This window comes from Rhodanobacter koreensis, from assembly GCF_054782855.1.
Genome location: NZ_BAAGRR010000001.1, coordinates 1,026,145 through 1,052,474, shown reverse-complemented (window position 1 = coordinate 1,052,474; position 26,330 = coordinate 1,026,145). Strand labels below are relative to the sequence as shown.

The window sequence follows — 26,330 nt, the reverse complement described above, 5'->3', positions numbered from 1 at the left end:
GCATTTCTCTCACTTCTCACTCCTCGTCTTTCACTTCCCGCCTTCACGGGCACCAGTACACCGCCACCGGCACGTGCTGCTGGGTCAGCACCGCGCGCACCGGGTAATCCTTGGCGGTATCGAGACCGAGGCGGACATCGGCTAGCAGGTCGCGTTTGTGCTCGCCGGTGACCAGCAGGTACAGCGCACGGGTATGCAGCAGGGTCGGCAGGGTCAGCGTGATGCGCGGCTCGCCGGCACCGGGTGCGCGCATCGGCAGGACGCGCACACGGCCATCGAGATCCAGCGCTTCGGCCAGATGGTCGCCGCCGGGAAAGAACGAGGCGGTGTGGCCGTCGTCGCCCATGCCCAGCACCACCGCATCGAAGGGAAGTTTCAATGCGTCGATCCGTGCGGTGACCGTGGCCAGGCCCTGTTCCGGCGTCGGTGCGTCGACATAGAGCGGCACGAACTGCGCCACGCTGGCGGCGTGTTGCAGCAGCAGCGACTTCACCAGCCGTGCATTCGAGCGATCATCGCTGTCCGGCACCCAGCGCTCGTCGACCAGGGTGACCTGCACCTTGGCCCAGTCCAGCGTTTCGCGCGACAGGCGCGCAAAGAATTCCTTCGGTGTGCTGCCGCCGGAAACCGCGAGCACCGCATGACCGCGTTCGGCCAATGCACTGCGCAGGCGTTCGGCGACGCGCTCGGCCAGTGCCACGGCCTGCGCGTTGCCGTCGGTGAAGCTGTGGGTGGTGACGTTCAAGTGGATGGTCATGTTGGATGATGGCGCGCCGGCGCATCAGTGGATGCAGGCGCGCATCCCGTGGGGAAGAGAATCGAAGTCTGCTGCATGCGTCGGCATGACCGGGTGAAGCGACGGTAAAGGTGATGCTCTATTCACTGTCCTCATTCCAGGTGCGGCCATCGCGCTCGATCAGTGCCACCGCGGCACTCGGCCCCCAGCTGCCGGCGGCGTAGGGTCGCGGCGCTTCGCCACTGGCGGACCAGGCGGCGAGGACCGGGCCGGCCCAGCGCCATGCCGCCTCCACTTCGTCGCGGCGCATGAACAGGGTGGGGTTGCCGCGCACCACGTCCAGCAGCAGGCGTTCGTAGGCATCCGGCTGCTGCACGCCAAAGGCTTCGGCGAAGCTCATGTCCAGCGGCACGTGGCGCAGGCGCAAGCCGCCCGGGCCGGGATGCTTGATGGTCAGCCACAGCTTCACGCCTTCGTCCGGCTGCAGCCGCAGCACCAGACGGTTCTGCGACAGCGTGCCGGCGTCGGGATTGAAGATCGAATGCGGTACCGGCTTGAACGTGACCACGATCTCCGACACGCGGTTCGGCAGCCGCTTGCCGGTGCGCAGGTAGAACGGCACGCCGGCCCAGCGCCAGTTGGCGATTTCCGCCTTCAGCGCGACGAAGGTTTCGGTATTCGACTTGGTGTTGCCCAGTTCGTCCGGATAACCGGGCACGCTGGCGCCCTCGGCCACGCCGGCCCGGTACTGGCCGCGCACGGTCAGCTGGCTGACGTTGCTTTCATCGATGGGTTTCAGCGAATGCAGCACCTTCAGCTTCTCGTCGCGCACCGCGTCGGGCGCCAGCGACGACGGTGGTTCCATCGCGACCATGCACAGCAGCTGCAACATGTGGTTCTGCACCATGTCGCGCAGCGCGCCGGCGCGGTCGTAGTAAGCGCCGCGATGGCCGACGCCGAGCGTTTCGGCGACGGTGATCTGCACGTGGTCGATGTGCCCGGCGTTCCACAGCGGCTCGAACAGCGCATTGCCGAAGCGCAGCACCAGCAGGTTCTGCACGGTCTCCTTGCCGAGGTAATGGTCGATTCGGAAGGTCTGCGATTCGCTGAAGACCTTGCCGACCGCATCGTTGATCTGGTTCGCGCTGTCGAGGTCGCGACCGATCGGCTTTTCCAGCACCACACGCGACTTGCCCTGGTTGAGTCCGTAATGACCCAGCCGGCTGCAGATGTCGACGAACAGTTCCGGCGAGGTCGAGAGATAGAACACGCGCACATGTTCCGGCTGCGCGCCGATGAAGGCGGCGAAATCGTCCCAGCCCTCGTCCTTGCGCGCATCCAGCGGGCGGTAGAACACCTGCTGCAGGAACACGTCGAGCTTGGCCGCGTCGCAGATGCCGACCAGCGCCTCGCGCAGCAGTGCGCGGTAGCCGGTGTCGTCGAGCGCCTCGCGGGCGATGCCGACGATCCGGCTGCTGGACGGAATCTGACCGTCGAGGAAGCGGTGGAACAGGGCCGGCAGCAACTTGCGCACGGCGAGGTCGCCGGTGCCGCCGAAGATCACAAGGTCAAACGGTTCGACCGATTGGGAGGAAGCAGTCACGCAGTCACCTCGACACGATGCCGGATGGCGGGCAGAGGCCGGATGGCGCGATTGCCCGGGGATGGTGGTTGATCGTACCAGTGAAATACCAGATCAGCTACCGCTATGCATACGAATTCATGAAAACGGTTTGTCGCACCCGAATACCCATGCGCATGGCCATTCCTAGGGCTCCGTGACAAATCGGGCTTGCGGTTAGTGGTTCGCTATTGGTATCTTTGTTCGAATGGAAACCGCACTGGCCAACGAATACCGCCGCATCTGCCACGACCCGGCCACGCACCAGCCGCTGGCGTATCTGCGCCTGCGCCGGGCGATCCGCAACGTGGTCGAGCATCGCGACATCGAGCCGGGCCAGGCGCTGCCCAGCGAGCGAGACCTGTCGCAGGCGCTGAAGCTGTCGAGAGTCACCGTGCGCAAGGCGATCGCCGGCCTGGTCGAGGAAGGCCTGCTGACCCAGCGCCATGGCGCCGGCACCTTCATCGCCGAACGCATCGTCAAGCCGATGTCGCGGCTGACCAGCTTCACCGAGGACCTGCGCGAGCGCGGCCTGTCGCCGCGGTCGGAATTCTTCGAGCGCGGCATCGGCGAGGTGACGCCGGAGGAATCGATGGCGCTGCACCTGTCGCCCGGCTCGCTGGTGGTACGCCTGCATCGCGTGCGTTACGGCCAGGACGAACCGCTGGCGATCGAGCGCAGCGTGGTGCCGGCCAGCGTGCTACCCGATCCGCTGCTGGTGCGTGACTCGCTGTACGAGGCACTGGAACATCTCAACTGCCGCCCGCGTCGCGCGCTGCAGCGGCTGCGCGCGGTGTCGCTGAATGCGCAGCAGGCGCGCCTGCTGCATGTCGCGGCGGGCAGCGCCGGATTGAACATCGAACGCCGCAGCTTCCTGGACGACGGCCGCGTGGTCGAGTTCACCTGTTCCTGGTATCGCGGCGACATCTACGACTTCGTTGCCGAACTGCAAACCGACTGAGGCCAGCTTGAATACACACGCCCGCGACACCCTGATGTACCGCGAAGCGCATGAGGCGGCCGACGTGGTCGCGCGCCAGTTCGCCGCCAACGAGACGGTGGTCGGCGAACTGGCGCAGATACTGCGCGCGCAGCCGCCGCGCTTCATCGTCACCTGCGCGCGTGGCAGTTCCGATCATGCCGCGGCGTATGCGAAGTACGTGTTCGAGACCCAGCTGGGCATCGTCACCGCCTCCGCCTCACCGTCGGTCACCTCGATCTACGCGGCCGAGCAGCGCTGGCAGGGCGCGTTGTTCATCGCGATCTCGCAATCGGGCAAGAGCCCCGACCTGGTGCGCAATGCCCGGGCGGCCAAGATTGCCGGTGCGCATGTGGTGGCCATGGTCAACGTGGAGGATTCGCCGCTGGCGGCGATGGCCGACACGGTGATCCCGCTGCACGCCGGGCCGGAACGCAGCGTGGCGGCGACCAAGAGTTACATCGCGGCACTGGCTGCCGTGCTGCATCTGTGCGCGCGCTGGCGTGGCGATGCCGAACTGGCTGCCGCCTTGCGCGTGCTGCCCGATGCCTTGCGCGCCGGTTGGGATGCCGACTGGTCGGCGTTGAGCGAAGGCCTGGTCGATGCGCACAACCTGTTCGTGGTCGGTCGCGGCTTCGGCTTCGGCATCGCCCTGGAAGCCGCGCTGAAATTCAAGGAAACCTGCGGCCTGCACGCCGAGGCATTCAGTGCGGCCGAGGTGAAGCATGGCCCGATGGCACTGGTCGGTCCGCACTTTCCAGTGCTGTGTTTCGCGCAGGACGACGACACGCTGGACAGCACGCTGGCGGTGGCGAACGAATTCCGCGGCCGCGGCGCGCAGGTCTTCGTGGCCGCGCCCGGCCTGCATGGCGCGGGCATGTTGCCGGTGATCGGCGGGCTGCCGGCACTGTGCACGCCGCTGCTGATCATCCAGAGCTTCTATCGTGCGGCGAGCGAACTGGCGCTGCGCCGCGGCTTCAATCCCGACGTACCGCCGCATCTCAACAAGGTGACCGAAACGGTCTGAGCTAGCCATGACTCTCGCCCTCATCAATGGTCGCGTACTTACCCCGGACGGCTGGCGCAACGATCTCGCCGTGCTGCTGGAGGGCGCGCGCATTGTCGATCTGTTGCCGCTTGCCGATCCGCGCCTGCGCAGCGCAACACCGCACGACCTGCACGGCGCGATGCTGCTGCCGGGCTTCATCGACACGCAGGTGAATGGCGGCGGCGGCGCGCTGTTCAACGAGGCGCCCTCGGTGGAGACGATCCGCCGCATCGGCGCAGCACATCGGCGCTATGGCACGACTGGTTTCCTGCCGACCCTGATCAGTGATCGCGTGGAGGTCATGCGGGCCGCACTCGACGCGGTGGAGCAGGCGCTGGCGGAAGGCGTGCCCGGCGTGCTCGGCATCCATCTGGAAGGACCGTACCTGGCGCCGGCGCGCAAGGGTGTACACGACCCGAAATACTTCCACACGCCTGGCAGTGATGAACTGGCGCTGCTGTGTGCACCGCATCGCGGCGTGCGCCTGCTTACGCTGGCGCCGGAACAGGTGCCAGGGGCGAGCATTGGTGCATTGGCGGCGGCCGGCGTGATCGTTTGCGCCGGCCATACTGCGGCCGATTACGCGACGACGCATGCCGCGCTCGCTGCCGGTGTGCGCGGCTTCACCCATCTGTTCAACGCGATGACGCCGCTCGGCAGTCGCGAGCCGGGTGTGGTCGGCGCCGCACTGGAGGATGCCGACAGCTGGTGTGGGTTGATCGTCGATGGCCATCATGTCCATCCATCCAGCCTGCGTGTGGCGATCGCGGCGAAGGCGCGCGGCAAGATGCTGCTGGTTACCGATGCGATGCCGCCGGTCGGTTCGGATCATCCCGAATTCGTGCTCAACGGCGAAACCATCATCGCGAAGGATGGCATCTGCCAGACCGCGCAAGGCGTGCTGGCGGGTTCCGCGCTGGACATGGCCGGCGCGGTGCGCAATGCCGTGCAGATGCTCGGCCTGCCGCTGGACGAGGCGGTGCGCATGGCCAGCACCTATCCTGCCGATTTCCTCGGCCTCGGCGCCAGCCATGGCCGCATCGCGGCCGGCTACCAGGCCGACCTGGTGATGCTGGATGACGACTACCGCGTGCAGCAGAGCTGGATCGGCGGCGTGGCCCGCTGAGGCCGCGTTTGCCTGAATAGCCGTCCAAAGCTAGACTTGCACGGTTCAGGTGTCCCGACAGGCATGACGTCCGAGGGATGAAACGGGAAGCCGGTGCGTGGTGCTGCATGCACTGCAAGGCCGGCGCTGCCCCCGCAACGGTAAGCGAGATTCACGAACGGCGAACGCCACTGTGCCTGCGCACGGGAAGGCGCCGTTCCGGATATGCGGATCACCGCATGTCGCTCGCAAGCCCGGAGACCGGCCCGAACGATTCCTGGTGGCTCGCGGTGGGCGAGGCCGAACCACGCGTGTGGCGACCTCGCCTGCCCGTCGTTCCGTCTCCCCCTGAGTCTGCTGCCAGTTCATTGAACCCATGAGCCGTGCGCGGGTGTGCGGCCGAGGAACGACCTTGAAGAAGACCTTGCTGGCAGCGGCACTCCTGAGCTGCACGATGGCTGCCCATGCGGCCGACCAGAACGACACGACCGCCCAGAACAATGCGACGGCCCAGAGCAATACAACAGCACTGGATCCGGTGATCGTCACCGCCACGCGCACCGCGATCACCGTCGACGATGCGCTGTCGTCGGTTACCGTGATCACCCGTGATGACATCCAGCGCTTGCAGCCGGTGTCGGTGATCGACCTGCTGACTGGCCTGCCCGGCGTGAACTTCACCCAGAGCGGCGGCCTCGGCCAGCAGAGTTCGCTGTTCCTGCGCGGCACCAATTCCACCCATACGCTGGTGCTGATCGACGGCGTGCGGATCGGTTCGGTGACGGCGGGGCTGGCCTCGCTGGAGCAGATCCCGGTCGAGCAGATCGAGCGCATCGAGATCGTACGCGGTCCGCGGTCGAGCCTGTACGGCGCCGACGCGATCGGCGGCGTGATCCAGATCTTTACCCGCCACGGCCAGGCTGATGGCGGCCAGACTTTATCGAACCCGGTGCCGTCGCTGAGCATGACGGCCGGCAGCCACGGCCTGTTCGGCAGCGAGGCGGGTCTGTCCGGCGGCGACCAGCACGCCTGGTACAACGTCAGCCTGGGCGGTGAGTACACCAGCGGCTTTCCCGGCTGCAAGTTCGGCGCGGCCGAGGCTAACGGCGGCAACGGTGCCGGCTGCTTCGTCGACGATCTGCGCGATGACGCCTACCGCAACTGGAACGGCTCGGCCAACGCGGGCTACCGCTGGGACAACGGCACCGAGCTGGCCTTCACCTGGCTGCGCAGCAAGAACGACGTGGAATATGCCGGTAGCCCGTACGGCGGCAACGACGCCGTCAACGAGCAGCGCGTGGCCGGCGCGCGCTTGAGCTTCTCGCCGCTGGATATCTGGAAGGTCACGCTGAATGCGGGGCAGAGCAAGGACCTCGCCACCACCTATTACCAGGGCACCTATTACGGCACCTACTACCCGCTCGCGCAGACCGGCTTTTACAACTCGCGGCGCAATCAGTACTCGTGGCAGAACGACATCGCGCTGGCCCCGAACCAGCTGCTGACGGTCGGCGTGGATTACCAGCAGGAACACCTCGACAGCAGCACCGGCTATCTGGCCGACAACCGCAACGACACCGGCACCTATGTGCAGTACCAAGGCACGTTCGGCCGCAACGAGCTGCAGGCGTCCGCGCGACACGACGACAACTCGCAATACGGCGGCCACAATACCGGCGCGCTGGCTTGGGGCTACAGCTTCGATCACGACCTGCGCCTGATGGCCAGCTACGGCACGGCGTTCCATGCGCCGACCTTCAACGACCTGTACTACCCGCCGTTCGGCGGCATACCGTCGGCCAATCCGGATCTGAAGCCGGAGAAGTCGCGCAGCGCTGAACTGGGTCTCAGCCAGAAGCTCGGCGTGTGGAACTGGGCGTTGAACGCCTACCAGACCGACATCGACGACCTGATCCTGCTCGACCCCAGCCAGAACTACGTGCCGTTCAACGTCAGCAAGGCGCGCATCCGCGGCCTGGAAGGCCAGCTCGGCGCAAACCTGGACGGCTGGCAGGTACAGGGCTATCTGACCCTGCAGCAGCCGAAGGACAACGGCGGCGCTGCCGATGCCAACAGCGGCAACCTGTTGCCGCGTCGTCCGGAGCGCACCGCGCGCATCGACATCGACCGTCGCTTCGGCGACTTCGGCGTCGGCACCACCTGGTACGTCGCCGGCAGGAGCTACGACGATGCCGCCAACCTCAACCGTCTCGGCGGCTACAGCACGCTGGCGCTGCGTGCCAGCTGGCACTTCACGGCCGACTGGCAGGTCGAGGCGAAACTCGCCAATGCGTTCGATAAAGAGTACGAGACCGTGTACTACTACAACCAGCCCGGCCGTACCTGGTACCTGACCCTGCGCTATAGCCCGGCCGCCCATTGAGCTGATGCGCAAGCCGCCGGCAGGGAGGCCGGCGGCTTCGGTTCATGGAGTGCATCGGTAGCGAAGTCCACCCATGCCTTCCGACAGGGTGTGGACTTCAGGCACATACGCGAAGGCATGACAGCGGGCATAAAGCCCGCATGTCCGCAACCATCGCCCCCGCCATCGTATCCGTGTTACCACTGCGGTCATCCGGCCGTCAGCCGATGCTGCCATGCTGCTCGGCCACGGAAGCCCCATGAACATCTTCGCCCCCTTGATCCGCCGCCCGGCGGGTACCTCGCTGCTGGCCCTGGGCCTCACCCTGGCCGGCATCTGCGCCTATCTGCTGCTGGGCGTGGCGGCGTTGCCGTCGCTGGATTTTCCCGGTGTCTACGTGGTGGCCAACCAACCCGGTGCCAGTGCGCAGACCATGGCCAATACCGTGCTGGCGCCGCTGGAGCGTCATCTGGGGCAGATCCCCGGCATCGACGACATGTACGGCAACGCCACCGAAGGCGCCGCCTCGGTGAGCGTGCGCTTCAACTTCTCGCGCACCGCGGACAGCGCGGCGCGCGACGTGCAGGCGGCGATCAATGCCGCCGCGGTCGACCTGCCGTCGGGCATGCCGTCGCCGCCGCAGTACTTCAAGTTCGACACCTCGCAGATCCCGATCGTGTTCATCACGCTCACCTCGAGCGGATTGCCGCAGGACAAGCTGTACGACCTCGCCGATACCCTGCTCAAGCCGGCGGTGGCGCAGATCGACGGCGTGGCGCAGGTGCAGGTGTTCGGCGGCACGCCGCACGCGGTGCGCATCGAGCTGGACAACAACGCGCTGGCGGCGAAGGGGCTCACCTCGAACGACGTCGCCAATGCGCTGCGTGCGGCCAACGTCACCTCGCCGCAGGGCGCGCTGAGCGATGGCCGCACGCAGATGACGGTGACCGCCAGCGATGGCCTGCAGGAACCGGCCGAATTCGCCCGGCTGCTGATCTCGGTGAAGAACGGCATCCCGGTGCGGCTGTCGGATGTCGCCAAGGTCTACAGCGGCGAGCAGGACGAATACCAGGCGGCGTGGTTCAACGACCAGCACACCGTCGGCCTGCAGATCACCAAGCGGCCGGAAGCCAATGCGGTGGGCACGGTCGAGGCGATCCGCGCCCGGCTGCCGCAGCTGCGCGCGTCACTGCCGTCCAACATCACCCTCACGCCGGTATTCGACCTTACCCAGACCACCAAGTCGGCGCTGCATGAAGTGAAGGTGGCGCTGCTGATCTCGATCGCGATGGTGGTGCTGGTGATGCTGGTGTTCCTGCGCCGGCTGCGCCCGACCATGATCGCCACCTTGAGCGTGCCGCTGTCGCTGGCCGGCGCGTTCGTGGTGATGTGGGCGCTCGGCTATACGCTCAATACCTTGTCGCTGGTGGCGCTGGTGCTGTGCATCGGCTTCGTGGTGGACGATGCGATCGTGGTGATCGAGAACATCGTGCGCCACATGGAGCAGGGCATGTCGCCGATGCAGGCGTCGCTGACCGGCGTGGGCGAGATCGGCTTCACGGTGATCTCGATCACGCTGTCGCTGGTGGCGGTGTTCGCGCCGCTGCTGCTCGGCAACAACATGCTGATCATGCTGCTGCGCGAATTCTCGGTGACGCTGACCGCGGCGGTGGTGATCTCGGCGCTGGTCTCGCTCACGCTCACGCCGGCACTGTGCGCCTATCTGCTGAAGCATGAGCCGGCGGAGCGCAAGCCGCCGGGCCGGCTCGAGCACGCGGTGGAGCGCTTCGATCGCGGCATGCTGCATATCTATGAACGCGCACTCGACTGGGCGATGCGGCACCGGCGGATCATGCGCTGGCAGCCGCTGACCCTGCTGATCGTCACCGTTCTGCTCGGCATGGCGGTGGTGAAGACCGCCGGGGGCACCTTCATGCCGGAAGAGGACACCGGGCAGCTGCAGGTGGAGATCAGCGCCGATGCCAACATCTCGCCGGCACAGCTGACCGAGCGCACCCAGGCGGTGATGAAGATCATGCAGGCCGACCCGGCGACGCTCGACCAGCTGACCATGCTGGGCGGCAACGACGCCGGCGGCGCGGTGGGCAACACGGCGCAGATGTTCGTCGACCTGAAGCCGCGCGGCAACGGTCCTGGCGAGCGGCCGGAGAACATCAAGAAGGTCATCGAGCGGCTGTCCAAGCAGTACGACAAGCTGGCCGACGTGAAGGTCTCGGTCAGCGCCTCGCAGTTCCTCGGCGGCGGCGGCAGCGGCGACAAGGGCGGCCAGTACGAATTCCAGCTGGTCGACAGCAATGGCGGCGACCTGCAGCCGTCGGCGCTGCAGATGGTGCGCCAGATGCGCACCATGAAGGAATTCCGCGACGTCAGCAGCAACTTCGACCAGGTCGGCAAGCAGCAGCTGCTGCGGGTGGACCGCGAGGCGGCCAGCCGCCTGCAGGTCAGCATGGGCGCCGTGGACACGGCGCTGTACAACTCGTTCGGCCAGCGCCAGGTCTCGACGATCTATTCGGACATCAACCAGTACTTCGTGGTGCTCACCACCGGCTCGGCCGAGAGCGTCAGCCCGGAGGGCTTGCTGAACCTGCGCGTGCGCAACAACCAGGGGCTGATGATTCCGCTGTCCGCGCTGGCACACATCGAACCCAACAGCAGCCCGCTGCGCATCCGCCATCACAACCAGATGGAAGCGGCCACGATCACCTACAACCTCGCCAAGGACGTGCCGCAGGACACCGGCATCAAGCTGGTCGAGCAGGCGGCCTACGCGGCCGGGTTGCCGGCCGGCATCCGGGTCGATTTCACCGGCCAGAACCAGCGCCTGCAGCAGGCCCAGTCCAACGGCATGGTGCTGCTGATCGGCTCGATCATCGCGATGTACATCGTGCTCGGCATCCTCTACGAGAGTCTCGGTCATCCGCTGACCATCCTTTCCACCCTGCCGGCTGCCGGCGCGGGTGCCTTCCTCGCCATGCTGGTGACACAGACGCAGCTTTCGTTGATGGCGATCATCGCGATCCTGATGCTGATCGGTATCGTCAAGAAGAACGCGATCCTGATGGTCGACTTCGCACTGGTCGCCGAGCGCGAGCGTGGCCTGCCTGCGCCGGACGCGATCCGCGAGGCGGCGCTGGTGCGCTTCCGCCCGATCACCATGACCACCCTGGTCGCGATGGGCGCGGCGCTGCCGTTGGCGATCGGTTTCGGCATCGGCTCGGAAATGCGCCAGCCGCTCGGCATCGCCATCGTCGGCGGTCTGCTGGTGTCGCAGTTGCTGACCCTGCTCAGCACCCCGGCGATCTACCTGTGGAATCACGACCGCAAGATCCGCAAGGCCGCGCGTCGCGAGCGCCGCGCCGAGAAGCGCCGGCTGAAGGCGCTGCCGGCGACCTGACACTGACTCCATCTCCTCCCGTCATCTCGACGAAGGCCCACTGCTGTCCGGAATATTTCCGGAAGCGCATTCGCCATACGCCACGGCCTGCTGTTGAGCTTTCTTCAGTGAGCGCCATCCTCAGCTCCAAGGCTGCGAAAACCTCCCTACCGTCATTCCGGCGAAGGCCGGAATCGCTTTTCAACGGGTGGCACGGTCATCACGTCGGCAATGACACCCGATCGGGCAGTGAACGTGTGATGGCATCTTCGTTGTTCAAAAGCGATTCCGGCCTTCGCCGGAATGACGACAAGGGCAAGCGGGTATTTCGAGTCGAGGCGGCGGGCTGCAGATCGTCCCGCCTTGCACCGGAACGCTTTCGACGCTACGCCACGGATTTATTCCGGACAGCAGTGGGCGAAGGCCGGAAACGCTTCACAACGGCGAAGCCGGTCATCGCCTTGCCGCCGCGAACGATGGGACTGACGGCCGGCATGGCCATGCGATGTCGGCCTGCGCCGGCATGGCGAGGGTGGAGAGGGCGGGGCTTTTCAGGCGCATCCGCCGGCGCGCTGCAGCAGGCATAAAGCCGGCATGACCCGAATACCGGTGATTGCCGTTACCCTGTTGCCCGTCGCGGGTATGCCTGACCGCGGCAACTCACCGTTATGCTTGGAGGCCATGGAAGCGCCATGAATATTTTCGCACCGCTGATCCGCCGCCCCGCCGGTACCTCGCTGCTTGCCATCGGCCTGATGCTGGCCGGGTTCTGCGCCTATCTGCTGCTGGGCGTGGCCGCCTTCCCGTCGATCGAGTTTCCCGGCGTGGCGGTGTTTGCGCAGATGCCTGGCGCCAGCGCGCAGACCATGGCCACCACCGTAGTGGCACCACTCGAACGCCATCTCGGGCGCATTGGCGGGGTCAAGCAGATGTTCTCCAGCGCCAGCGAGGGCGGCGCGCAGATCCAGGTCCTGTTCGACACGAGCCGCAATACCGACGCCGCCGCGCGCGACGTGCAGGCGGCGATCAACGCCGCTGCTGCCGACCTGCCGTCGGGCCTGCCCAGCCCGCCGAACTACATCAAGTTCGATACCTCGCAGATCCCCGTGTTGCTGGTCTCGCTGACCTCGACCAGCCTGCCGCCGGACAAGCTGTACGACCTCACCGACACCTTGCTGAAACCGGCCGTGGCGCAGATCGCCGGGGTGGCGCAGGTGACGGTTTCCGGTGGCGCGCCGCACGCGGTGCGGATTGCGCTGAACAGCGCCGCGCTGGCCAACAAGGGCATCACCGCGAACGACGTGGCGAACGCGCTGCGCGCGGCGAATGTCACCTCGCCGCAGGGCACGCTGAGCAACGGCCGCACGCAGATGACGGTGACCGCCAGCGATTCGCTGCAGACCGCACAGGAGTTTGCCGCGCTGGTGATCGCCAGCCACAACGGCATTCCGGTGCGGCTGTCCGACGTGGCCACGATCAGCAGCGGGCAGCAGGACCAGTACGCGGCAGCGTGGTTCAACGGCACGCGCGCGGTGACCATGCAGATCAGCAAGCGGCCGGAAGCGAACGCGGTGGCCACGGTGGAGGCGATCCGGGCCGCGCTGCCGGGATTCCGCAACCTGATGCCGGCCGATGTGCAGATCACCCCGATCTTCGATCTCACGCCGACCACCGAGTCCGCGCTGCACGAGGTGCAGGTGGCGCTGGCGATGAGCATCGTGATGGTGGCACTGGTGATGCTGGTGTTCCTGCGCCGCGTGCGGCCCACCGTGATCGCGATGTTCAGCGTGCCGCTGTCGCTGGCCGGCGCCTGCGTGGTGATGTGGATGCTCGGCTTCACGCTGAACATCTTCTCGCTGGTGGCGCTGGTGCTGTGCGTGGGCTTCGTGGTGGATGACGCGATCGTGGTGATCGAGAACATCGTGCGCCACATGGAGCAGGGCATGGCGCCGTTGCAGGCCGCGCTCACCGGCGTGCGCGAGATCGGCTTCACGGTGATCTCGATCACGCTCTCCCTCATTGCCGTGTTTGCGCCGATGGTGTTCGGCGACAACATCTTCACCATGCTGATGCGCGAGTTCGCGGTCACGCTGATTGCCACCATCGTGATTTCTGCCGTGGTCTCGCTGACGCTGACGCCGGCGTTGTGCGGCCGCTGGCTGTTGCACGAGCCACCGGCAGGCAGTCGTGCGCCGGGCCGGCTGGAGCGCATGGCAGAGCGTTTCGACAACGGCATGCTGCGCATCTACGAGCGCGGGCTGGACTGGGCCATGCACCACCGCCGCGTCATGCGCTGGCAACCGCCGATCCTGCTGGTGCTGACCGTGCTGCTGGCGATCGTGGTGGCGAAGGTTGCCGGCGGCGGCCTGATGCCGAAGGAGGACACCGGCCTGCTGCGCGCGCAGATCACCGCCGATGCCAACATCTCACCCGATCTGCTGGCCACGCGCACACGGGCGATGGCGGCGGTGTTGCAGGCAGACCCGGCGGTGCTCGATGTCTCCACCATCCTCGGCGGCGGCAACAACAACAGCACGGTGACCAACCGCTCGATCCTGTTCGTCGACCTCAAGCCGTACGGCGACGGGCCGGGCGACCGTCACGATTCGGCGCAGGCGGTGGTCGACCGGCTGGACAAGTACTACAAGACCGTGACCGACCTCGATGTGTCACTGACCGCGGTGCAGTTCATCCAGGGGGGCGGCCCCAGCAGTGGCGGCCAGGGCCAGTATTCGTTCCAGCTCAGCAGCAACGACGGTACCTCGCTGCAGGAACCCACCCTGCAGCTGGCGCGGGTCATGCGCGGCATGAAGCAGTTCCGCGACGTCACCACCAGTTTCGACAGCATCGGCAAGCAGCAGATGCTGCAGGTGGATCGCGACGTCGCCGCGCGCCTCAACGTCAGCATGGGCCAGGTCGACTCGGCGCTGTACGACGCGTTCGGCCAGAACCAGGTGTCGACGATCTATTCGGACCTCAACCAGTATCGCGTGGTGCTCACCGCAGACAGTGTCGCCTCGCTGAGTCCGGCCACTCTGCTCAATACCTATGTGCGCAACTCGCTGGGACAGATGATTCCGCTGTCCGCGCTGGCACGGATCCAGCCGGGCATCGCACCGGTTACGGTCAGCCACTACAACCAGCTCGAATCGTCCTCGATCAACTACAACCTCGACAAGGGTGTCACGCAGGCGGACGGCCTGAAGCTGGTCGACCAGGCGATCTTCGCCGCCCATCTCCCGCCCGGCGTGCAGAAGCAGTACACCGGCGACAACCAGAACCTGATGGATGCGCTGAGCAATGCGCTGATCATGCTGCTGGCGGTGATCCTGGTGATGTACGTGGTGCTGGGCATCCTCTACGAGAGCCTGATCCATCCGCTGACCATCCTCTCCACCTTGCCGGCCGCGGGCATGGGCGCGTTTCTCGCGATGCTGGTGACGCATACCCAGCTCACCCTGATGTCGGTGATCGCTGTGCTGATGCTGATCGGCATCGTCAAGAAAAACGCGATCCTGATGGTCGACTTCGCCCTGGTCGCCGAGCGCGAACACGGCCGCACGCCGCCGGAGGCGATCCGCGAGGCGGCGCTGGTGCGCTTCCGCCCGATCACCATGACCACCCTGGTCGCGATGGGCGCGGCGCTGCCGCTGGCGATCGGCTTCGGCTACGGCTCGGAAATGCGCCAGCCGCTCGGCATCGCCATCCTCGGCGGCCTGTTCGTGTCGCAACTGCTGACCCTGCTCAGCACACCGGCGATCTACCTGTGGCAGCACGACCGTCGCGAACGCAAGGCGAAGCGCCAGCGGCTGCGTGCCGAGATCCAGCGCCAGCGTGCGTTGCGGCAGCAGATGCCGGCGCTGCCGAAGTAGTCGGGTGCCGCTGCCCGACGGTGCCGGGCAGTGGATCTTCAGCCGGCTTCGGCTGCAGCCGGCTTTGCCGCCCCGATGCTGCGCAAGGCTGGATTGCTCATGCAGCTCAAGGCAATCGCCGTCAGCATCAGTCCGGCGCCGACGAACAATGTCGGCAGCGAGAGCACCTTCAGCAGGCTGCCGGCAATCGCCGCGGACAACGGGCCCAGCCCCATGAAGGTGAACATCAGCACGCTCATCGTGCGGCCCATCATCTCCGGCGCCACCCGGCGCTGGATCCAGCTGACGATGGCGATCTGCGCGATGCCGCCCAAGGCGCCGGTGCCGGCCAGCAGCACGGCACCCCCAAGCGTCGAATGCACCAATGCCAGCGTGGCCAGAGCCAGTCCGGCGAGACTGTCGATGCACAGCACCATCAGGCCGAGCCGGCTCTTCACCAATCGCGTCACGATGCCGGAGAGAAAGCTGCCCAGCAGCATGCCGACACCGTTCGCGGTCATCAGGATGCCCAGCGACGCGGCGCCCAGATCCAGCCGGGTATCGGCGAGTACCGGCAGGCCGACCTGAATCGGGCCGCCGACGAACACCGACACCACCGCAGCGTAGAGGATGAACGCGCGCAGTGGCAGGTCGGCCCAGATCGCGCGGATGCCGCTGGCAACGGTGGCCAGCACGCTGCCGGTCGTTGCCTTCGGATGATGGTCGCTGTGGATGCGGATCAGCATCAGCGAGCCCAGCGAGAACACGAAGCTCACCGCATCGATGCCGAACGCGAGTCCGAGTCCGCCGGCATCGGCAACGGCTTGGTCGTGGCCGCCATGTGCGCCGGTGCTGATCAGCAGGCCGGCCAGCGCCGGACCGACGATCATGCTCAGCTGGCGCATGCCCATGAACAGCGCATTGGCCGGCTGCAGCTGCGCCGGTTCCATCAGTTGCGGCAGGATCGCCGAGCCCGCCGGATAGGCGAACGCGGTGGACAGGCCGATGCCCAGCGCGATCAGGTAGATCATCCACATCTGGATCGCCCCGGCCAGCACCAGCACCGCCAGCAGGCTGACCAGCAGCGCATTGACCGCACGCGCACCCAGCAATACCCGACGCGGCGACATGCGATCCACCACCGCGCCGCCGATCAGCATGAACGCGGCGCGCGGCAGTGCCATCGCGGCCAGCACCAGGCCGAGCGCGGCCGGGTCGCCGGTGAGTTTCAGCACCAGCCACGGCAACGCCACCAGGGTGAACTGGTCGCCGATCGCCGAGATCGTGCTGCCACCGAACAGCAGGGTGAAGTTGTGGTTGGCGAACAGCGAACTGCGCGGAGTGGGCTGCATCGGAAGTCCTTGGGTGTCGCTGCTGATCGGCGCTGTCGTGGAGCGGCGTGCTTGAAAGCGGGGTTGCATGGTAGCTGCACGAAGCGGTCAGCGACCATCGCAGCCGGGCGTAGGATCAGTCGGCTGTGTTCGACTCCTGAATTAAGCCGACCCGCGAAGCGGGTTCGACTTGAATGAATTGTTAGATGCCAACGCCTGAGTTCTCAACGCTCATCTTCCATGGGATTCTCTCGGGAGGTCTGTTGCCCTAACTGTTGGGCGAGCCCGATGAGAATTCCTTCGGGACCCCGGATGTAGCAGAGCCGGTAGATGTTTTCGTAGTTAACGACTTCATCGACCACTGTCGCACCGAGCTTGCTGAGCCGGGTAAGAGTGTCGTCGATGTCCTCGACGGCAAACATGACGCGCAGGTACCCCAATGAGTTTACGGGGGCGGTGCGGTGATCGGACGCGATGGCTGGCGCGTCGAAGCGCGAGAGCTCAAGGCGGCCGTGGCCGTCGGGGGTTCGCATCATGGCGATCTCGACGCGCTGGTCGCGCACTCCGGTGATGCGGCCGGCCCATTCACCTTCGACTGGCATACGGCCTTCGAGGACAAGGCCGAGTTCGGTGAAGAACTTAACGGCGACATTGAGGTCTGCCACCACAATGCCGACGTTGTCCATACGCTTGACTGTCATAATGTCTCCGTGGCGTCTAACGCTTGAATTAAGCCGATCCGCGAAGCGGGTTCGGCTTGAATGAATTGTTAGCCCTCTTCCCACCAAGATATGAATTCGAGTGCTTTCTTCTTCTCGGCACCCACCCGCATGTCACCATCGTAGATGTGTGCCGTGAGTGCTTTGTGAGTGTTGACGGTGAGAGCGTAGGCAATCCTCTCCACAAGGTCGAGGTCGTCGTTGATTTGCGCGGCGCTGAGGACAATGCCGTCCTGGAACGCCTTTGCTGCGCTCATGTCGGGTGATTTTGCGTTCTTGACATACAAGGTTGTGAATGTTCCGCCGTGATGTGCGAGCAAATTGCGGTCGTGAATGATCGCGTCATATGCAACACGAGCCTTTGAGGAGAATGGTGAGATCCGGATCAGGGCCTTGAAGTGGGAATTGATCTTGCTGGGTGTGCCGAAGTCATACTTTTCCGCGATGTAGAAGCCGATCTGGTGTTCGAACTCTTGGGGGTTGTCAATCATCCACGAAGCATCAAGGGATGTGTCATGCCCAGCGGCCGCTAGGTTTTTGATGAGCGAAGGCGCAAGGCAGATCATTGACCCAAACTGATCCTTGCAGAATGCCTCAAAGTACGCGGTCAGTCCTATTTTCACTAGCTCAAGAATCTCCGAGCTGTGGTTGGCCTCAGCTAGATGAGCAATCCCTCTTAGGTCATTGATGCGCGATTTGAACAAGGCCGCGGGCGGCGCCTGGCACGGGAAGTATTCCAGGGCACGAATGGCTTTTGATCTTTTGGCCATAGAGGGCTAACGCTAAGTAGATTTCAAAATGCAGTCTAATTCCTGCAGCCTATCCCATGCGATTGATGTGGCTCTGGCGATGCGTGTCCGTGAAGATCAAGGATTTGCCCTGTGGACTGCAGCCTAATCTTGCCATGTCGAACGGGGCGGTTCAGGGACTGTAGTTGTCTCCCCCGCGGCGGTCATGTGGATCTGGTGAGCCACCCGGGGCGATGTTGGTGTGCAAGCGGCCATCGCATCGCCAGAAAAAAGAAGAGGCGGCCCATGGCCCAACTGGTTCACCGTATCGCCAGCTGGGCCACAAGTCATGCCCGCATCGATGGAGAGGCTTGCTATGGTTGGACTTTCACCCAAACGAAAAGGGGATGACCATGCGTCTGCGTCCCGCCGCCTTGCTGGCTTCATTCACCTTGTTCGCTGCCGCGGCGCTGTCGCCGCCCCTGGTCGCGGCCGAGCTGAGCATTCCACCGATCCAGTACCACCAGCGCACCTTGCCGAACGGCCTGCAGGTGATCAGCGTGGAGGATCACGCCAGTCCGAACGTTGCGGTGCAGATGTGGTACCACGTCGGCTCCAAGGACGACCCTGAGGGGCGCTCCGGCTTCGCGCATCTGTTCGAGCATCTGATGTTCAAGAGCACGAAGCACATGCATGCCGAGCAGATGGACCGGTTGACCGAGGACGTCGGCGGTGCCAACAACGCCTCCACCGGCGATGATGTCACCAACTACTTCGAGATCGTGCCGAGCAACTACCTGCAGACCCTGTTGTGGGCCGAGGCGGAGCGGTTGTCCAACCTCAACGTGGACGAGCCGAACTTCAAGTCCGAGCGCGCGGTGGTGGAGGAGGAGTATCGCCAGAGCGTGCTGGCCAATCCGTACGGCAAGCTGTTCAACGCGATCGACCCGTACTCGTACACGGTGCATCCGTACAAGCGCCCGACCATCGGCAGCATCGAGGATCTTGAGGCGGCCTCGCTGCAGAACGTGATCGATTTCCACAACACCTTCTATCGCCCCGACAACGCCACCCTGATCGTCGCCGGCGACTTCGATCCGAAGCAGCTCGATGCCTGGGTCGACCAGTACTTCGGCTGGATGCCGAAACCGGCCACGCCGGTGCCGCAGGTCACCGCGCAGGAACCGCTGCGCAAGAAGAACCTGCGCTACACCGTCACCAGCGAGACCGCTCCGCTGCCGGCGGTGGCGATCACCTGGCTGATCCCGCCGGCGGCCGACAGCACCGACCTCATCCCGTTGCAGGTGGCTGCCGCCCTGCTGTCGCAGGGAGATTCGTCGCGGCTGTACCAGTCGCTGGTCTATCGCCACCAGGTCGCCCAGCAGATCGGCGCCGATGCCGATGGCCGGGTCGGCCCGGGCCTGTTCACGGTGGACGCGATCCTCGCCAGCGGCCACCAGCCGGCCGAGGCGGAGAAGCTGCTGCACGAGGAAATCGTCTGGCTGGCGACCCAGCCGATTCCCGTCGACGAACTCGACAAGGTGAAGACCCAGTTGCTGACCGCCGAGCTCAAGCAGCGCCAGACCGCCCAGGGCGTCGCGTTCGCGCTGGGTCAGGCGAGCCTGATCGACGGCGGCGCGGAACACGTCAACACCGACCTGGTTGCGTTGCAGAAAGTCACCGAGGCCGACGTGCATCGCGTGTTGCAGAAGTACATCACCGGCGCACACAGCGTCACCATCGATTACCTGCCGCAGGCGGCCAAGGGAGCAGCGAAATGAGCCGCATGACCCATCACTGCACGAACACCCTTCGTCTGGCCGTCTTTACGGCTGCCATGGTGGTCGCCGGTGGCGTGCTGGCGACGTCGCCCGTCGCGGGCGCCAGGCAGAATTTTCCGACGGCACCACCGGCACCCGGCCCGGCACCGAGACTCACGGTGCCGACGCCGTTCGCGCAGACCTTGCCGAACGGGTTGCGGGTGATCAGCGTGCTTCGGGCCGGCATGCCGCTGGTCACCGCGCAGCTGGTGCTGCGCAGCGGCGGCGAGATGGACCCCCCGCAGCTGGCCGGCCTGGCCGACCTCACCGCGAACCTGCTGACCAAGGGCGCCGCCGGCAAGACGGCGCCGCAGATCGCCGCCGCCGCCGAGACGCTGGGCGGTTCGCTGACGGCTGCCGCCGGCTGGGACGAGAGCGCGGTAGGCATCACCGTGACCACGCCGAAGCTGCCGCAGGCGCTGGGCCTGCTTGCGGAAGTGGTGCGTCGGCCGGATTTCAGCGAGGACGAACTCAAGCGCGCACAGGCACAGGCGGTCGACGACCTGCACCTGATGCTGAGCCGGCCGACCATGCTGGCTTCGCTGGCTGCCAGCCGCAGCGTGTTCGGTGAAGGTGCCTACGGCCATTCGCGCAGCGGCACACCGACCTCGATCGCGCGGATCAGCCGCACCGACGTACAGCAGTTGCACGCGCGGTTGTACCGACCGGACAACGCGATCCTGATCCTCACCGGCGACATCACCCCGACACAGGCGCAGCAACTGGCGCAGACCAGCTTCGGCGACTGGCAGAAGCCGGCCACGCCGCTGCCGGTGCGGCCGGCCGGCACGGCCGCCAGCCACATGCCGACGATCCTGCTGATCGACCAGCACGGCGCCGGGCAGGCCGGCGTGGTCGCCGCACACGCCGCGCCGCCGCGCAACAGTACCGACTACTACGCCGGCACCGTGGCCAACGCGGTACTGGGCGGCTCGTACTCGGCACGACTCAACGAGGAGATCCGCATCAAGCGTGGTCTGTCCTATGGCGCCAGCAGCCGGTTGCAGTCGCTCGGCGACGCCGGCATGTGGCTGGCATCAGCGCAGACCAAGAATCCGTCGGCAGCGCAGGTGGTGGACCTGATGCTGGGCGAGTTCAACCGCCTCGGCAGCACGAGGGTCGATGCGCAGGAACTGGCCGCACGCAAGGCGACCCTGATCGGCGGCTACGGCCGCAGTCTGGAGACCACCGCGGGGCTGGCCGAGCAGATCGGCCAGTTGGCGGTCTACGGCGTGAAGCTGGACGAGATCGGCAGGTACATCGAGCAGGTGCAGGCGGTCACGTCGAAGCAGGTCCAGGCATATGCGCGCAAGCACCTCGATGCCGCCGGCAGCAAGGTGGTGGTGGTCGGCGATGCCGCGCAGTTCGGCGAGGCGGTCCGCAAGGCGCACCCGCAAGCGGTATTGATGGAATCGACCGCGCTCGATCTGGACAGCCCCAGCCTGCAGCCGATGGCAGGAACCGGCACGACCCGCTAAACCCCGATTTCGCCGAATGACGAGCCCCGGCATTTGCCGGGGCTTTTTTTATGGCGCGCATGAACGGGCCCGGTCGTTTCCCGCACGTATCGCGATGGCTACGGATGGTTTCGCGTGGCGAAACACTGCGTTCACCGACGTATCTGCCGGACTTCACCCAAACGTGACGCTCTCTTAGTAAACTGCGTGGTACACAAATACATCGCACCCCTATCCCAACAGGTTCCCCCATGTTTTTGTCTGCCAGACCACTCCGCTCTGCCATGGCACGTTCTGTCGTGGTGATGGCGCTTGCTTCAACAGCATTGCCGGCCGCCGCGGCTGTTCGCGTGGAAATCGAGGCCGGTCGCAGCTATATGGACAGCTACGCGGCGAATACCGCGTTCGTCGAGGGCGTGTTCGACGAACACCGCATCGGCGACAGCCGTTTCAGCTGGTCGCCGGATGTTTCGCTGGGTTGGATCAATGGTCGCGACATCGCCCACTTCAACGCCTACCACTACAACACCCGCGATCAGGTCTGGCTGCTGGCCGGTGGTGCACGCTTCCATTACGGCGATGCCGGCGACTGGTACCAGCCGCTGTTCCTGAGCTTCCAGCCGGCCTTTCACACCGGCCGCACGCAGGCCCTGAGTTCTCCCTACGAATTCGTCAGCACGCTGGGCTGGCAGGGCCGGCATTTCATGCTGGGCATCCGGCATATTTCCAACGGTGACCTGCACCGCCCCAACCGTGGTGAAACCATGGCTGTACTGGGCGTGGCCTTCAATCCGTAGCAAGTCCTTTCGGACGCCGACGTGGCTTGAATGTGAATCCGGCGGCCATTGGCCGCCGGATTCATGATGCGGAAGCGGTCGTGTCCGCCTTGCTCAGTGTCCGCCGGGCGCGGCGCCGGCTTTCGCGGTGAACGGCGGCTTGGCCAGCCAGATCACGAACACCAGGACGACGAAGACCCAGCCCAGCGCGTGGAACACTTCGTTGAACGCGATCTGATAGCCCTGCTGGGTGATCATGCCGTTGATGACGCTGCCGCCGAGTTGCGTATCGCCGTGGCCGAGCTGGCTCATCGCCGCCTGCGCCGTCGGGTTGTAGACGTTGATGTGTTCGGTCAGCTGCTCGTGGTGGACTACGGCGCGCCGGTTCCACAGCAAGGTGGTGATCGAGGCGGAGAAGCTGCCGCCGAGCGTGCGCAGGAAGGTGGACAGGCCCGAGCCGGCGGCGATCTCGTTCTGCTGCAGATCCGACAGCAGGATGGTCAGCGTGGGCATGAAGAACAGCGCCACACCGAGACCCTGCCACAGCTGCACGATCGCGACATGGTAGAAGTCGACCTCCAGATAGAAACTGGCGCGCATGAAGCAAGTGGCGCCCATCACCATGAACGACAGCGCGGCCAGCAGGCGCAGATCCATGCGCGTGGCGTACTTGCCCACGAAGAAGGTCAGCAGCACCGGGATCACGCCCAGCGGAGCAGTCGCAAAACCGGCCCAGGTCGCGGTGTAACCGAGGTTCTGCTGCAGCCACAGCGGCACCAGCAGCGCGATCGAGAAGAACGCCGCATAACCGAGCACCATCGCCAGCGTGCCCGCGGTGAAGTTGCGGTGGCGGAACAGCCGAAGGTTGACGATCGGGTCCTTGTCGGTCAGTTCCCAGATCAGGAAGATCGCGATCGCGATCGCCGAGACGATGCTGGTGATGATGATGAAGTTGGAGTTGAACCAGTCCGCGTCATTGCCCTTGTCCAGCACGACCTGCAGTGCGCCGACGCCGATGATCAGGGTGATCAGGCCGACATAGTCGATCTTCGGCCGCTCGGTCTTGTCCACCCGGCCCTTCATCTGGTTCGCCACCACCATGCTGGCGAAGATGCCGATCGGCACGTTGATGAAGAAGATCCACGGCCAGGAATAGTTGTCGGTGATCCAGCCGCCGAGGATCGGGCCGGCGATCGGCGCCACCACCGTCACCATCGCCAGCAGCGCCAGCGCCATGCCGCGCTTGGCCGGCGGGTAGATGCCGATCAGCAGGCTCTGGGTGATCGGATACATCGGGCCGGCCACGGCGCCCTGCAGCGCACGGAACAGCAACAGCATGCCCATGCTCTGGGAGACGCCGCACAGGAACGAGGTCAGCGCGAACAGCAGGGTGCAGGCGACGAACAGCTTCACCTCGCCGAAGCGGCGGGTGAGGAAGCCGGTGAGCGGCAGCGAGATCGCCATGCTCACCGCGAACGAGGTGATCACCCACGTGCTCTGGTCGTTGCTGACACCGAGGTTGCCGGCGATGGTCGGCAACGACACGTTGGCGATGGTCGTGTCCAGCACCTGCATGAACGTGGCCAGTGACAGGCCGATCGTGCACAGCGCCAGATTGGGTGGACGGAATGGGGTGGTCATCAGGCTTGGTCAGTGAGGGGAATCAGCTCCTCCCCCGCATGCAGGGGAGGGCGTTGCACTGCTTATTTGGCGCCGGCCATGTTGGCGTGGATGATCTGCGCGATCAGGCCGTCGGCCTGGGCCAGCTGCTTCTCGTAGACGTCGGTGCTGAAGGCTGGCTGGGTCGGTGGCTGCTGGGACAGCATCGGGCCGTTCTGGTCGTGCAGGCTCACGTTCACGTCGGTGGACAGGCCGATGCGCAGCGGGTGCTGGTCGAGCTGCTTCGGATCGGTGAACACGATGCGTACCGGTATGCGCTGCACGATCTTGATCCAGTTGCCGGTGGCGTTCTGCGCGGGCAGCAGGGCGAACGCGCTGCCGGTGCCGACACCGAGGCTTTCCACCTTGCCCTTGTAGGTCACTGCGCTGCCGTATACATCGCTGCGGATGTCCACCGGCTGGCCGATGCGCATGTGGGTGAGCTGGGTTTCCTTGAAGTTCGCGTCGATCCACACCTGGTGCAGCGGCACCACCGCCATCAGCGCCAGGCCCGGCGCGATGCGCTGGCCCAGCTGCACCGAACGCTTCGCCACGTAGCCGTCGACCGGCGCCACGATGGTGGTGCGCAGGTTGTCCAGGTACGCCGCACGCAGGTTCGCCGCGGCCGCCTGGACGTCCGGATGCGAGGCGACCACGGTGTCGTCGACCAGCACCTTGCTGGTCTGGTACTGCTGCTGCGAGGTGATCAGGCCGCTCTCGGCGGCAGTCAGCGCATCCTGCGCATGCGACAGTTCCTCGGCGGAGATCGCGCCGGACTTGGCCAGATCACGCCGGCGGTTGTAGTCGGCGCGCGCCTTGTCCACCGCCACCTGGCGTGCGGCCACGTCGGCCTGCGCGCCGTTGACGCTGCTGTACAGGCCGCGCACCTTGCGCACCGTGTTGGCGAGGTTCGCCCTGGCCGAGGCCAGCGCCACTTCGGTATTGCTGTCGTCGAGCTTCACCAGCACGTCGCCGGCATGCACGAGATCGCCGTCGTCGGCGCCGATCGTGACCACGGTACCGGACAGTTGCGGGGTCACCTGCACCACGTTGCCGGACACATAGGCATCGTCGGTGCCTTCGTACCAGCGCCCGTCGAGGAAGTACCACAGCGTCCAGGCGATCAGGGCGAGCAGCACGACCACGCCGAGCAGGCGCAGCAGGAAACCGCGGCGGTTCTTTTCCGGCGGCTGGGCGACCGGGGCGGTCGCGGTAGGGGTCTGGCTGGACATGAGGGATGCCTCAGGAATGCGAAGAGGAAGGGGAGGAGGGAGTCACGTCGCTGGCCTGCGGCAGGTAACCGCCGCGATCGGATTGATCTTCGGGGCGGTATCCACCGCCCAAGGCCTGAATGAGCTGGATCGAGATGTCGATGTGCTGCGCCTGCAGCGCCGCCATGCCCTGTTCGGCAACCAGCAGCTGCTGGCGCACGCTCAGCGCCTCCAGATAGCTGCCGACACCGGCCTGGTAGCGCTGCTGCGCGAGGTCCCAGGCCTGCCGGGCGGCATCCAGCGCGCGCTGCTGCGCGGCGAGCTGCTGGTCCAGCGATTGCTGTTCGGTGATATCGTCGGAGACTTGGTTCAGTGCGCCGACCAGGGTCTGGTTGTACTGCGCCACCGCGATGTCGTACTGCGCGTCCTTGCCGGAAAGGTTGGCACGCAGGCGGCCGCCGTCGAAGATCGGCAGGCTCAGCGACGGGCCGAACTCGTAGAAGCGCGACGAGGCCTGGAACAGGTTGCCGCCGCCCATGCTGAGCAGGCCGGCCATTGCGCCGAGATTGACGTTCGGCAGGAACTCGGTCTTGGCGACCTTGATGTCCTTGCCGGCCGCTTCGACGCGCCAGCGTGCCGCGACCAGATCGGCGCGGTGGCCGAGCAGTTCCACCGGCAGGTTGGCCGGCACGGTCAGCGCAGCCGATATCAGCGTCTGCGGACGGCTGATGTCGAGGCCGCGATCCGGACCCTTGCCGAGCAGCACCGACAGTGCCGAACGGGCTGCATCGATCGCGCGGTTCGCCACTGCCTGCTCACGCTCGGCGCTGGCCACTTCGGCATCGTCCTGCTTCAGCTGCAGCTGGCTGTCGATGCCGGCGGCCACACGCTGACGGGTCAGCTGGCGTGCCTTGTCGGCGCGCTCCAGTTCGGCCTTCGCCAGATCCTGCTGGGTATACGCATAGCCGAGCTGCACATAGGCGCGCGCCACATTGCTCGACAGTTCGATGCGTGCAGCACGTGCCTCGATCTCGGCAGCACGGGCCTGGCCCAGCGCGGCCTGCCACGCGGCGCGCTTGCCGCCCCACAGGTCGAGGCCCCAGTTGAAACTGGCATAGCCATACTTGGCGGCGGCGAAATGCGACTTCGCGCTGAGCAGGCCGTCAGGCAGACGCGCGCCGGCGACGCTGGCGCCAGCGTTCACGGTCGGGCCGCGTGCGGCGTCGGCAATGCCGACTTCCGCCTGCGCCTGGCGCGCCCGCGCATCGGCTATCGCCAGGCCGGGGTCGTCCTTGAGTGCTTCGCCGATCAGGTCGGAGAGCTGCGGATCACCGAGCCCGCTCCACCAGTCCTGCGTCGGCCATGCGGCCGGCGAAAGGCTGAGCCCGGCGAGGCTGCGCTCGGCCTTGAGCGTGGACGGATCGATCGGCGTGCCGTCGGGATGCAGGCCGCCGCTGCTGGCGCAGCCGGCCAGGGCGAGAGTCAGCGCGGTCGCAGCCGCAAATAAGTGCAGACGCATGGGTCGTGTCCAGG

At 65.8% G+C, this 26,330-nt stretch carries 17 protein-coding genes and 1 riboswitch; of the genes, 9 read left to right on the top strand and 8 right to left on the bottom strand.

The features are described 5' to 3' along the window. Positions 1 to 43 precede the first annotated feature (43 nt). Both pgl and zwf read right to left on the bottom strand, forming a co-directional pair. Positions 44 to 757 (bottom strand): 6-phosphogluconolactonase, encoded by a 714-nt coding sequence (pgl, locus tag ACYVKM_RS04390; RefSeq protein WP_460876073.1) that lies wholly within the window; start codon positions 755 to 757, stop codon positions 44 to 46. Between the two features lie 118 nt (positions 758 to 875). Next, positions 876 to 2,339: a glucose-6-phosphate dehydrogenase gene (gene zwf / locus ACYVKM_RS04385; protein ID WP_460876072.1), complete on the bottom strand. Its 1,464-nt coding sequence runs from the start codon at positions 2,337 to 2,339 to the stop codon at positions 876 to 878. 226 nt (positions 2,340 to 2,565) lie between these two features. Here zwf and ACYVKM_RS04380 point away from each other — a divergent pair, with 226 nt between their 5' ends. The 6 genes from ACYVKM_RS04380 (at position 2,566) to ACYVKM_RS04355 (ending at position 15,117) form a co-directional block, all read left to right on the top strand. Beyond that, positions 2,566 to 3,318, top strand: a complete 753-nt coding sequence (locus tag ACYVKM_RS04380) for a GntR family transcriptional regulator (RefSeq protein ID WP_460876070.1) — start codon at positions 2,566 to 2,568, stop codon at positions 3,316 to 3,318. A 34-nt stretch (positions 3,319 to 3,352) separates the two neighbouring features. Beyond that, positions 3,353 to 4,363 carry an SIS domain-containing protein gene (locus ACYVKM_RS04375; protein ID WP_460876529.1) on the top strand — a complete coding sequence of 337 codons (1,011 nt, stop codon included), beginning with the start codon at positions 3,353 to 3,355 and terminating at the stop codon, positions 4,361 to 4,363. A 7-nt stretch (positions 4,364 to 4,370) separates the two neighbouring features. Beyond that, on the top strand, positions 4,371 to 5,510 hold the full coding sequence (nagA, locus tag ACYVKM_RS04370; RefSeq protein ID WP_460876068.1) for an N-acetylglucosamine-6-phosphate deacetylase: 1,140 nt from the start codon (positions 4,371 to 4,373) through the stop codon (positions 5,508 to 5,510). A 30-nt stretch (positions 5,511 to 5,540) separates the two neighbouring features. After that, positions 5,541 to 5,773, top strand: a riboswitch (cobalamin riboswitch). Between the two features lie 128 nt (positions 5,774 to 5,901). Next, complete coding sequence (gene btuB, locus ACYVKM_RS04365; protein WP_460876067.1) at positions 5,902 to 7,872, top strand: TonB-dependent vitamin B12 receptor; 1,971 nt, start codon at positions 5,902 to 5,904, stop codon at positions 7,870 to 7,872. 238 nt (positions 7,873 to 8,110) lie between these two features. Beyond that, entirely contained in the window at positions 8,111 to 11,266 is a 3,156-nt protein-coding gene (locus ACYVKM_RS04360) for an efflux RND transporter permease subunit (RefSeq protein WP_460876065.1), read from the top strand. Between the two features lie 671 nt (positions 11,267 to 11,937). Continuing rightward, positions 11,938 to 15,117, top strand: a complete 3,180-nt coding sequence (locus tag ACYVKM_RS04355; RefSeq protein WP_460876063.1) for an efflux RND transporter permease subunit — start codon at positions 11,938 to 11,940, stop codon at positions 15,115 to 15,117. A 38-nt stretch (positions 15,118 to 15,155) separates the two neighbouring features. Here ACYVKM_RS04355 and ACYVKM_RS04350 read toward each other — a convergent pair whose 3' ends face one another. The 3 genes from ACYVKM_RS04350 to ACYVKM_RS04340 form a co-directional block, all read right to left on the bottom strand. Beyond that, entirely contained in the window at positions 15,156 to 16,448 is a 1,293-nt protein-coding gene (locus ACYVKM_RS04350; RefSeq protein ID WP_460876062.1) for an MFS transporter, read from the bottom strand. Between the two features lie 203 nt (positions 16,449 to 16,651). After that, positions 16,652 to 17,128 (bottom strand): VOC family protein, encoded by a 477-nt coding sequence (locus tag ACYVKM_RS04345; protein WP_460876061.1) that lies wholly within the window; start codon positions 17,126 to 17,128, stop codon positions 16,652 to 16,654. Positions 17,129 to 17,196: 68 nt separating this feature from the next. Next, a complete protein-coding gene (locus ACYVKM_RS04340; RefSeq protein ID WP_460876059.1) occupies positions 17,197 to 17,916 on the bottom strand; it encodes a hypothetical protein in 720 nt (239 codons plus the stop codon). A 371-nt stretch (positions 17,917 to 18,287) separates the two neighbouring features. Between ACYVKM_RS04340 and ACYVKM_RS04335 the strand changes: the two genes are divergently transcribed. The 3 genes from ACYVKM_RS04335 to ACYVKM_RS04325 all read left to right on the top strand — a co-directional run bounded on the left by ACYVKM_RS04335 (position 18,288) and on the right by ACYVKM_RS04325 (position 21,948). Beyond that, complete coding sequence (locus tag ACYVKM_RS04335; RefSeq protein ID WP_460876058.1) at positions 18,288 to 19,655, top strand: M16 family metallopeptidase; 1,368 nt, start codon at positions 18,288 to 18,290, stop codon at positions 19,653 to 19,655. Beyond that, entirely contained in the window at positions 19,652 to 21,172 is a 1,521-nt protein-coding gene (locus tag ACYVKM_RS04330; protein ID WP_460876056.1) for a M16 family metallopeptidase, read from the top strand. The genes ACYVKM_RS04335 and ACYVKM_RS04330 overlap by 4 nt, the downstream gene beginning before the upstream one ends. A gap of 263 nt (positions 21,173 to 21,435) precedes the next feature. Further along, a complete protein-coding gene (locus ACYVKM_RS04325) occupies positions 21,436 to 21,948 on the top strand; it encodes an acyloxyacyl hydrolase (RefSeq protein ID WP_460876054.1) in 513 nt (170 codons plus the stop codon). Positions 21,949 to 22,041: 93 nt separating this feature from the next. Here the strand turns inward: ACYVKM_RS04325 and ACYVKM_RS04320 are convergent, their stop codons facing one another. The 3 genes from ACYVKM_RS04320 to ACYVKM_RS04310 form a co-directional block, all read right to left on the bottom strand. After that, positions 22,042 to 23,568: a DHA2 family efflux MFS transporter permease subunit gene (locus ACYVKM_RS04320; protein WP_460876052.1), complete on the bottom strand. Its 1,527-nt coding sequence runs from the start codon at positions 23,566 to 23,568 to the stop codon at positions 22,042 to 22,044. Between the two features lie 62 nt (positions 23,569 to 23,630). After that, positions 23,631 to 24,818: an HlyD family secretion protein gene (locus ACYVKM_RS04315; protein ID WP_460876051.1), complete on the bottom strand. Its 1,188-nt coding sequence runs from the start codon at positions 24,816 to 24,818 to the stop codon at positions 23,631 to 23,633. Between the two features lie 10 nt (positions 24,819 to 24,828). Continuing rightward, a complete protein-coding gene (locus ACYVKM_RS04310; RefSeq protein WP_460876049.1) occupies positions 24,829 to 26,316 on the bottom strand; it encodes an efflux transporter outer membrane subunit in 1,488 nt (495 codons plus the stop codon). Positions 26,317 to 26,330: the final 14 nt, after the last annotated feature.

What these genes read in the sequence shown, in the direction of transcription:
- ACYVKM_RS04335 (WP_460876058.1), top strand. Translation starts at nt 18,288, where the DNA reads ATGCGTCTGCGTCCCGCCGCCTTGCTGGCTTCATTCACCTTGTTCGCT.
- ACYVKM_RS04310 (WP_460876049.1), bottom strand. Translation starts at nt 26,316, where the DNA reads ATGCGTCTGCACTTATTTGCGGCTGCGACCGCGCTGACTCTCGCCCTG.
- nagA (WP_460876068.1), top strand. Translation starts at nt 4,371, where the DNA reads ATGACTCTCGCCCTCATCAATGGTCGCGTACTTACCCCGGACGGCTGG.
- ACYVKM_RS04330 (WP_460876056.1), top strand. Translation starts at nt 19,652, where the DNA reads ATGAGCCGCATGACCCATCACTGCACGAACACCCTTCGTCTGGCCGTC.
- ACYVKM_RS04315 (WP_460876051.1), bottom strand. Translation starts at nt 24,818, where the DNA reads ATGTCCAGCCAGACCCCTACCGCGACCGCCCCGGTCGCCCAGCCGCCG.
- ACYVKM_RS04325 (WP_460876054.1), top strand. Translation starts at nt 21,436, where the DNA reads ATGGCACGTTCTGTCGTGGTGATGGCGCTTGCTTCAACAGCATTGCCG.
- pgl (WP_460876073.1), bottom strand. Translation starts at nt 757, where the DNA reads ATGACCATCCACTTGAACGTCACCACCCACAGCTTCACCGACGGCAAC.
- ACYVKM_RS04360 (WP_460876065.1), top strand. Translation starts at nt 8,111, where the DNA reads ATGAACATCTTCGCCCCCTTGATCCGCCGCCCGGCGGGTACCTCGCTG.
- ACYVKM_RS04350 (WP_460876062.1), bottom strand. Translation starts at nt 16,448, where the DNA reads ATGCAGCCCACTCCGCGCAGTTCGCTGTTCGCCAACCACAACTTCACC.
- ACYVKM_RS04355 (WP_460876063.1), top strand. Translation starts at nt 11,938, where the DNA reads ATGAATATTTTCGCACCGCTGATCCGCCGCCCCGCCGGTACCTCGCTG.
- ACYVKM_RS04320 (WP_460876052.1), bottom strand. Translation starts at nt 23,568, where the DNA reads ATGACCACCCCATTCCGTCCACCCAATCTGGCGCTGTGCACGATCGGC.
- ACYVKM_RS04345 (WP_460876061.1), bottom strand. Translation starts at nt 17,128, where the DNA reads ATGACAGTCAAGCGTATGGACAACGTCGGCATTGTGGTGGCAGACCTC.
- ACYVKM_RS04340 (WP_460876059.1), bottom strand. Translation starts at nt 17,916, where the DNA reads ATGGCCAAAAGATCAAAAGCCATTCGTGCCCTGGAATACTTCCCGTGC.
- ACYVKM_RS04375 (WP_460876529.1), top strand. Translation starts at nt 3,353, where the DNA reads ATGTACCGCGAAGCGCATGAGGCGGCCGACGTGGTCGCGCGCCAGTTC.
- ACYVKM_RS04380 (WP_460876070.1), top strand. Translation starts at nt 2,566, where the DNA reads ATGGAAACCGCACTGGCCAACGAATACCGCCGCATCTGCCACGACCCG.